This is a genomic window from Rheinheimera sp. (assembly GCF_036568245.1).
Classification (GTDB): Bacteria; Pseudomonadota; Gammaproteobacteria; order Enterobacterales; family Alteromonadaceae; genus Alishewanella.
This window is the reverse complement of record NZ_DATCSY010000331.1, coordinates 1-7,655: the sequence shown is the minus strand read 5'-3', so window position 1 is coordinate 7,655 and position 7,655 is coordinate 1. Positions and strand designations below refer to the sequence as shown.

Genomic DNA, 7,655 nt, shown 5'->3' with positions numbered 1-7,655 from the left:
GTACAATGCCGATAAACGCTCTTTCGTATTAACTAAGCCTACCCCGCTATCGCTGCTTTTGGGCAGACCATTTGTAATAGTCATTCCGGGGCCATTATCCGCCACTTCAAGCAGTAAATCATGGCCAAACTTCTTCGCCGTGATAGCAATTTCACCGCCGTTAATTTGGCTGGCGACCGCATATTTAATAGCATTCTCTATAAGCGGTTGCAGGATAAGGCTCGGCACTAAAGCTTTTTCCGTGCCACTTTCCAAATCAAAGGCAACAGATAAACGCTCGGAAAAACGCACTTTCTCTATCTCAAGGTAGAGCCTCGCGGCATATACTTCCTGTTCAAGCGCGACTTTGTTAATAGGGTCTTTGTACAACGAATAGCGCAAAAAGTCACTAAGCCTGGTAACCATTTTATTGGCGGTGTCAGTTTCATTGATTAAAACCAGCGTTGAGATAGCGTTTAAGGTATTAAACAAAAAGTGTGGATTCAACTGATAGCGCAGCATTTTAAGCTGAGCTTCATGCGCTTTGTTGGTTGCAGTTAACGATTTCTGCTTTTCCTGCTGCAATGTCTGATAATACTTGATACCAAAATACAAACCGCTCCAGCTCAATATGACATAAAACGCTACCGGCGTATCACGGATGTACTTCAACCAATCGTCAGGCCTTGCTCCGTGGCGATAGATTTCCCAGTAGTTGAAATTACGCACCGCAGTCCATACTGCCGCAACCAGAAATGCCAGCAATAACACCGTCAGTATCATCTTCCACGGTGTCCAGTGCCAGGCTTTCTGATAGGCGTACCGCAGCGGTATAGTAATCAGCCAGCCTATGTAGGAGTCCAGCATGACAACAATCAGATAGGCATCGCGGGTTTCCTGCACCAAAGAGCCAAGATAGTTGACGATAGCGAAGCCCAACCAGCCCAGTGTATGCAGGATCCAGAACTGACGTGTACGATCTTCAAATAATTTATACAAAATGACAATCCGCAGAGCACCGGAGTAATTTTCCGATTATAACCAAACTGCCATCAAAACCATTGTTAACTGAGCTTATTTGCCTAAGCATTAATCGCATAATGTCAGCCACAGTGCAGTGAACAGTTTCAATACCTTAGCCCAATACCGGCGTCGGTTTACGATCGGGTCCTAATGCCACGAAAGTAAAACTGCCTGATATCGCTTTATGCTGGTCGTCATTAAACATATTTTCGACAAAAATGTCGACGACAACCCGGATACTGGTGCGCCCGACATGATCTATTTTGGCAACCAGTTCAATAATACTGCCTGCCGGAATAGACTCTTTAAAATCTACCCTATCTGAACTGACTGTCACTAACGGCTTACGGCAAAAACGGGTCGCAGCGATGAAGGCTGCTTCATCCATCCAGGCCAGTGCTTCACCGCCGAATAACGTATTGTGGTGGTTGGTTCTGCCCGGAAATACTGTTTTGGTAACACGGGTAATCGCATGCGCCATGCGCTTGGCTATCTGGCTTTCATCATTCATTGCTATTTCTTCCTGTAAGGCTTTGGCCGCGGATTCTATAAGAGCTGACTGCAAATGCAACACTCAGCAGCAAATAACTGCCCGTCAGCGCATATCCTTTAGCGGCAAAGCATAGGGCCTAAAGAACGGCCTCCGACTAAATGCAGGTGAATATGATAAACCTCCTGCCCGCCGTGCGCGTTACAATTCATAATAAGTCGGTAGCCTTTATCCGCAATACCGTGTTCCGCTGCAAGTTTACGGGCAACGGTAAATAGCCTGCCAAGCGCGGCCTCATGTCGCGGTTCAACATCATTTACAGTCGGAATAAGCTGATTAGGTACCAATAAAATATGTACAGGCGCTCTGGGTCTGATATCACGAAACGCTGTTACCAGTTCATCCTGAAACAGAATATCGGCTTTAGCTTCCCGGCGGATTATTTGACTGAATACCGTTTCAACAGCCATATCGTTTTCCTTCGCATGATTTAGCGGCATAATAGCCAGCTTAATACGCGCCAAAGAGTATTGCTATGAATTCCGTCAGATATCAGCTGGATATTATCGATGTTGCCGCACACCTTGTCTCAGTGACCTTAAGTTTTCAACCCACGCAAAAAGCTCATCAACTCACATTGCCAGCCTGGATCCCTGGCAGTTACATGATACGGGAATTCGCCCGCAATATTATTGCGATTGAAGCGTCAGACAAATCTGGCGCATTACCGCTAACCCAACTGGATAAACAAAGTTGGCAACTGAACTGCAATAACGACTGCGTAACGGTAATTTACCGGATTTATGCTTATGACTTGTCCGTCAGGGCCGCTTACATTGACGATGAGGTTGCCGTACTTAATCCGGCATGTTTGTGCCTTGCTGTAAGCGGACAGCATGAATTACCTCATCAGCTGAATGTAAACAAACCGCAGGCCGCTGCTGCAGAAAATTGGCGGCTTGCGACCGGACTTGACCGCAGCGCTGATACCGGTTTTCTCGGCTTTGGCCTTTACACTGCCAAACACTATCAGCAACTGATCGACGGCCCGGTATTACTCGGTCGTTTTGACTGGCGCGAGTTTACTATCAACGGCATTACGCATTATCTGGTCGTCACCGGTGATAATCAGACCGATCTGACGCGCTTTGCAGCTGACTTAGCGCTGATATGTCAGCAACAGGTAGCAGTGTTTGGTGCTTTGCCAGCAGATCTGAGCAGTTATTGGTTTTTGCTCTGGGTTACAGAAGACGGCTATGGTGGTTTAGAACACCTGAACTCAACGTTGCTGTTATGCAGCCGGTTTGACTTACCCACGCCAAACCTGCCAACCATTAATGACAGCTATCAAAACCTGTTGGCACTTTGCAGCCACGAGTATTTCCATACCTGGTGGGTTAAGCGCTTAAAACCCGCAGCTTTTCAGCAGTATGCCCTGGCTAACGAACAATATACACCACAGCTATGGCTATATGAGGGCTTTACCTCATACTTTGATGATATCGCCCTTATCAGAGCCGGTTTGATTGAGCAGGCAACCTATATTAAGACGCTGGAAAAGGTAATTTCCAGGGTTACACGTAACCCAAGTAACAGTGTTCAAAGCCTTACTGACAGTAGCTTCAATGCCTGGACCAAGTTTTATAAGCAAGACGAAAACGCCGTCAATGCTATTGCCAGTTACTACGCGAAAGGCTCACTACTGGCGCTCTGTCTCGACGCGGCTTTGCGCCAAAGAGGCAGTACATTACAGCAAATCGTGTCTGGGTTATGGCAGCGTTACTTAACCACTGGTACGCCTGATGACGCGCTGCTGCAACTGCTGACTGAATTAGGCTTTTCAGATCTTGCAGCCATTTGTCAGCAATGGCTTAACGATGCCGCGCCGTTACCTCTGACCGAGTATTTACCGGCTCTGGGCCTTCAACTGACATTAAGACCGATGCAGCATGCCGATGACTTGGGTGGAGAAACAGACAACGCCAATCAGCAGTTTATTGGCGCACTGAGCAAACCACAGCAGGGTTTGCTGCAATTAACCCATATTTATCACAATGATGCCGCACACCAGGCAGGGTTAATGGTCGGGGATATATTGTTGGCAGTGGACGGCCGCAGGATAACCAGTGCCAACTTCACACAACTGCTGCAGCGTCATGGCAGTAACAGCAAAGTGAAGATTGATTTTTTCCGTAAAGACCGTTTGCTGCAATGCATCCTGACGCTACAACGTTCAAACCGTGAAGTGGCCATGCTTAGTGTCAGCGATCAATCCTTATGCCATGGTTGGCTGGCTAGTCCGTAATAGCGAGCCCTGGCAGTAATGCCGGGTCTAGCCGCTCCTGATGCCAGTTAATGCGCCAGTCCAGATGAGCACCTGTTACCCTGCCACTGGCGCCAACCTCAGCAATCCGTTGCCCTTGTTGTACCGAATCACCAACCGCAACATTAAACTTGCTAAGATGCATAAAGGTAGAGCTGATGCCAAAGCCATGATCGATGATAAGTGTCAGGCCTGAATAATACAGATCGTCCGCCAGCAGCACCTTGCCGCTTAATGGCGCTATTACCGGTGCGCCAACCGGCGCGGCGATATCCAAGCCATAATGTGGATTACGCGGCTCACCGTTAAATACCCTCTGACTACCATAAACGCCGGATATACGGCCCTCAGCGGGCATTTGAGGCGCATCAAAGATAAAGGGCAGCTCAGACTGCGTTTCTCTTACCTTGCGTACTCTCATATTATCCTGCCTGATACGCTCGGTTACTGCGTCAGGTGGCGTGACGTATTTTTGTGCTACGCCGTTAACATGCTGGATATCGTACTGACGTTTTTTAAAGTGTAATGTTTTTACCTGCTGCTCTGCGCCAGCCCGCAACGTCAGCCTGTGCTCTTCTGCTGCGTCGCGGCCAACACCAAACACAAACTGACCATCAGGGCTTACAGGCAACGGTTTATCGTTAAAGAAAACCTCAGTACCAGGAGCAGTCTGCCCCTTTATCAGGCTGCCCTGTGTAAATGAGCCCTGCAACTTCGCATCCGGCTGTGCAAGCAACGGACTACTGATACTAACTAACAGCGATAGCGCCTTTACCCACACCCTCATAAGCAACAACCTTATAGTGTTTTGTATTATCAAGCTGTTTCAGCTCTGCAGCGATATAATCAGCCAGGCACTCGACCGTTGTGTCACAGTTGACGATTTCGCAGTGCTGCTTAGGCATCGTCAGCTCAAACCAGCCTTGCGCCGCCTGATAACGAAAGTTGTATCCGTCACTATCCGCTGGCAGATAGTGAAGATCCTCTGCCTGACATAAATCTTCGGCAGTACCCAGATAAATATCCTGCCAGCGCTCACACCAGTATTTGTTCAACCGGGGCGACAGCATGTTGTCGCTGTATATCTGAATAGTTGAACGATGGCCATGCGCGATGCGCTGGCAGTTACCATCGTGTTTTTTCAGACCATGACTGTAGTGATAATAAAAACCCGAGCTGTGCTCTGGTCTTAGCGACAAAACCAGTTTTTCAACATTTGCCGGCAGCAAAGGTTTAATACATTTCTGCAGGTAGTCGCTGACAGTTTGCTCATCTATTTTTGCTGCTGGAATGGCCACCACGGCTTGCGCTGGCGCCGCCATCTGAATAACGCCGCGCTGACTGTTGAAACGCAGAACATGAATTGAATCAGATAATTCAGATAACAAGGCTGCTGACTGCGCCGGTAACGCCAATTTGTGATCAACCAACTGGTCTATAGCTTTCTTAATGACCTTTTTAACATTGCTAAAATCCAGCACCATAGACACATCATCAAGGTCACCATGTAACTCAACGTCAACGATATAGCTTTCGCCAAGCATGCCACGCATTTCGCACAAATATGAAAAATCGATAACGGTTAAATCCCGAACAAACAAAATCATCAGCTGAACTCTTTTACCAGAACTGGCGCTATTATACCGGTGATTAGCGCATCAAAACAGTAAACAGCACCGGGTTTCACCGTTTATGTTCAGTCAGCCAACTGTTTAAAATACCTACCTGTCCGCATTTGTGTGCGGCATACATCAGCCGGATAGCATTACTGAGTAAGGTGCTGTCGTTCCAGTCTGTCTTCTGCTGAATTTCTTCATAACAGCTAAGCGCTTCCGGTGTCAGATAACCTCGGAGTTCTTTTTTGCCGGATTGCTTTTGTTTATCTCGATAACGCTGCTGTTTCTCTGCGTTTGTCAGGGCTTTTCCAGTTGAATTCGTCATGCTGTCACTCTTTAGCAATAACCTTGTCATACCCTTCAGCCTGAAACAGGCCAGAAAGTAATTTAGCGCTTCTCACAAATCGGACTTGTTTAGCGTACAAGTGTTCGCTAAAGTGGCCCGGCATTTTCACTGGATTAAACATACATGACTAAGAATAGCTTTACAAAAGAAGATTTGATTGCCTGCGGCGAAGGTAAACTGTTCGGCGAAGGAAATAGCCAGCTGCCGTCCGATAACATGTTGATGATGGACCGCGTGATTCATATTTCTGAAGAAGGTGGTCTGTACGGCAAAGGCCAAATCATCGCTGAACTGGATATCACACCGGATTTATGGTTTTTTGCCTGTCACTTTAAAGGCGATCCTGTGATGCCTGGCTGTCTTGGTCTGGATGCGATGTGGCAGATTGTTGGCTTTTTCTTAGGCTGGTCAGGTGGTCCTGGCAAAGGCCGGGCTTTAGGTGTCGGTGAAGTCAAGTTTACCGGACAGATCCTGCCGACAGCTAAAAAAGTCACTTACACTATCAATATGAAAAGAGTGATTAAACGCAAATTGTTTATGGGTATTGCAGATGGTGTGGTCAGTGTGGATGGCCGGGATATTTATGCGGCAACCGATTTGAAAGTTGGCCTGTTTCAGGATACCTCAAGTTTTTAAAAACACTGCTTTACAGAATGACAAAAGCCCCGCTGACTTATCATGCCGGGGCTTTTTCAATCCTATCAAAAATAATGTTGATTACTGGCCTTTATTAAATAAACCTACACTGCGATCTTCAATCGCTTCGCGCCACCCTCCCAGCCATTGCGAGCGCGTATCTAAACTTTGATAAGGGCAGATTTCTTTTGACCGTCCGGTTACACCGGCACGATAACCTTGAGCATGAGCACGTTCCAGACGATCACGTTTTTGTCTTTTCATACGGCAGTCTTCCTCAACTTTATGTGATAAAAATAACCGCAATATCGTTCGCGGTTACCTTTTTATTGATAGCTGACAGAGGATAAAGGTTCAATCTAAAGCAAACAGATTAATCACTTGACAAAACATAACAAACTGAAGTTGTTTAAGATTTGATGACAAATTTATTTATATCTAATTACGCTAACAAGTTGGCTTTTTATAGCTTGTACCCGCAACAAACTGACAGATAAAAATAAAGCTGCCGAAGCAGCTTCATTTTTTTCGTTTAGCGCCAGGCTGTGCGCCTTCTGCGCCACCATAATAACGCCGCGCCGATTACCAGAGAACCCAAGCCTGTACTACCGCCGTTACGTTCATACTCTTGCTCGTTACCTGCACAGTCGTCAGGCTCTCCATTGGCAACTGGCTGCAGCTTAATGGTCGTCGTGACTTCTTCCATCACAGGATTACCCTGCGCATCAACCACGACATCACCCATTACATCCCGCGCTTCTCTGCTGACGATGGCAGTGGCGAGAACGACACCGTTGTTGTTAATGTCATTGGCATCGACGACAGTATATGGTGAGTCACAGGTTATTAGTGTATTCAAATCCCTGAAGCTGTCGCTTTCAATATCATAGATAAAGCCGTGGCGACGACGTGTGGTTGTTCCGGCAATAATTACCTCTGCACTACCAACGACCTGGTTACTGTCATTAATAGCTTGAGGAACTGTCGTGGAACTAGAGAAAAAACCGGTCACAAAGGTCGTTTTATCTGTTGGATAATCGTAATAAAACAACTTACTGCGATTCGCACTGTTGATAGTCTTTATCGCATAGCCAACAGCAATATCATTATTATTTATTGCCACTGCCCTGCTGCTTTGCCATTCGGTAGCGTCAACCATTGGCAGCGCTTCATTCTCAACAAACAAGGTTGCATGTTCGGCCCGATAGATCTGATCAGATGTGTAAACAACTCTGTCTGAAT

The 7,655-nt window shown here is 46.8% G+C and carries 10 protein-coding genes; 2 read left to right on the top strand and 8 right to left on the bottom strand.

Going from position 1 to position 7,655, the window contains the following annotated elements; all coding sequences use genetic code 11:
• The 3 genes from VIN66_RS14815 to VIN66_RS14805 all read right to left on the bottom strand — a co-directional run.
• Positions 1–978: sensor histidine kinase (locus VIN66_RS14815; RefSeq protein WP_331924699.1), on the bottom strand; the 978-nt coding region annotated here is incomplete at its 3' end.
• A 136-nt stretch (positions 979–1,114) separates the two neighbouring features.
• Positions 1,115–1,513: an acyl-CoA thioesterase gene (locus VIN66_RS14810; RefSeq protein ID WP_331924698.1), complete on the bottom strand. Its 399-nt coding sequence runs from the start codon at positions 1,511–1,513 to the stop codon at positions 1,115–1,117.
• 98 nt (positions 1,514–1,611) lie between these two features.
• Complete coding sequence (locus VIN66_RS14805; RefSeq protein ID WP_331924697.1) at positions 1,612–1,962, bottom strand: HIT domain-containing protein; 351 nt, start codon at positions 1,960–1,962, stop codon at positions 1,612–1,614.
• A gap of 65 nt (positions 1,963–2,027) precedes the next feature.
• Here VIN66_RS14805 and VIN66_RS14800 point away from each other — a divergent pair, with 65 nt between their 5' ends.
• Entirely contained in the window at positions 2,028–3,797 is a 1,770-nt protein-coding gene (locus VIN66_RS14800; protein ID WP_331924696.1) for a PDZ domain-containing protein, read from the top strand.
• Here the strand turns inward: VIN66_RS14800 and VIN66_RS14795 are convergent.
• From VIN66_RS14795 to VIN66_RS14785, 3 genes are all read right to left on the bottom strand, one after another.
• Positions 3,787–4,602 (bottom strand): M23 family metallopeptidase, encoded by an 816-nt coding sequence (locus tag VIN66_RS14795; protein WP_331924695.1) that lies wholly within the window; start codon positions 4,600–4,602, stop codon positions 3,787–3,789. The two genes, VIN66_RS14800 and VIN66_RS14795, sit on opposite strands and share 11 nt — an antisense overlap.
• The gene (locus VIN66_RS14790) at positions 4,565–5,422 is read right to left on the bottom strand and encodes a 6-carboxytetrahydropterin synthase (protein WP_331924694.1); all 858 of its coding nucleotides are present in this window, start codon (positions 5,420–5,422) and stop codon (positions 4,565–4,567) included. Before VIN66_RS14790 ends, VIN66_RS14795 begins: the two co-directional genes overlap by 38 nt.
• A gap of 76 nt (positions 5,423–5,498) precedes the next feature.
• Entirely contained in the window at positions 5,499–5,756 is a 258-nt protein-coding gene (locus VIN66_RS14785) for a hypothetical protein (RefSeq protein WP_134054681.1), read from the bottom strand.
• Positions 5,757–5,900: 144 nt separating this feature from the next.
• Between VIN66_RS14785 and fabA the strand changes: the two genes are divergently transcribed.
• The gene (gene fabA / locus VIN66_RS14780) at positions 5,901–6,413 is read left to right on the top strand and encodes a bifunctional 3-hydroxydecanoyl-ACP dehydratase/trans-2-decenoyl-ACP isomerase (protein WP_331924693.1); all 513 of its coding nucleotides are present in this window, start codon (positions 5,901–5,903) and stop codon (positions 6,411–6,413) included.
• An 81-nt stretch (positions 6,414–6,494) separates the two neighbouring features.
• On the opposite strand, the gene rmf is transcribed toward fabA, so the two are convergent.
• Both rmf and VIN66_RS14770 read right to left on the bottom strand, forming a co-directional pair.
• Entirely contained in the window at positions 6,495–6,677 is a 183-nt protein-coding gene (gene rmf, locus VIN66_RS14775; RefSeq protein ID WP_008221477.1) for a ribosome modulation factor, read from the bottom strand.
• A gap of 268 nt (positions 6,678–6,945) precedes the next feature.
• Positions 6,946–7,655 (bottom strand): DUF3466 family protein (locus VIN66_RS14770; protein ID WP_331924692.1); only part of this gene is annotated, 710 nt, incomplete at its 5' end.

Coding starts and splice junctions, on each gene's coding strand:
- VIN66_RS14810 (WP_331924698.1), bottom strand. CDS start 1,513: ATGAATGATGAAAGCCAGATAGCCAAGCGCATGGCGCATGCGATTACC.
- VIN66_RS14805 (WP_331924697.1), bottom strand. CDS start 1,962: ATGGCTGTTGAAACGGTATTCAGTCAAATAATCCGCCGGGAAGCTAAA.
- VIN66_RS14800 (WP_331924696.1), top strand. CDS start 2,028: ATGAATTCCGTCAGATATCAGCTGGATATTATCGATGTTGCCGCACAC.
- VIN66_RS14795 (WP_331924695.1), bottom strand. CDS start 4,602: ATGAGGGTGTGGGTAAAGGCGCTATCGCTGTTAGTTAGTATCAGTAGT.
- VIN66_RS14790 (WP_331924694.1), bottom strand. CDS start 5,422: ATGATTTTGTTTGTTCGGGATTTAACCGTTATCGATTTTTCATATTTG.
- VIN66_RS14785 (WP_134054681.1), bottom strand. CDS start 5,756: ATGACGAATTCAACTGGAAAAGCCCTGACAAACGCAGAGAAACAGCAG.
- fabA (WP_331924693.1), top strand. CDS start 5,901: ATGACTAAGAATAGCTTTACAAAAGAAGATTTGATTGCCTGCGGCGAA.
- rmf (WP_008221477.1), bottom strand. CDS start 6,677: ATGAAAAGACAAAAACGTGATCGTCTGGAACGTGCTCATGCTCAAGGT.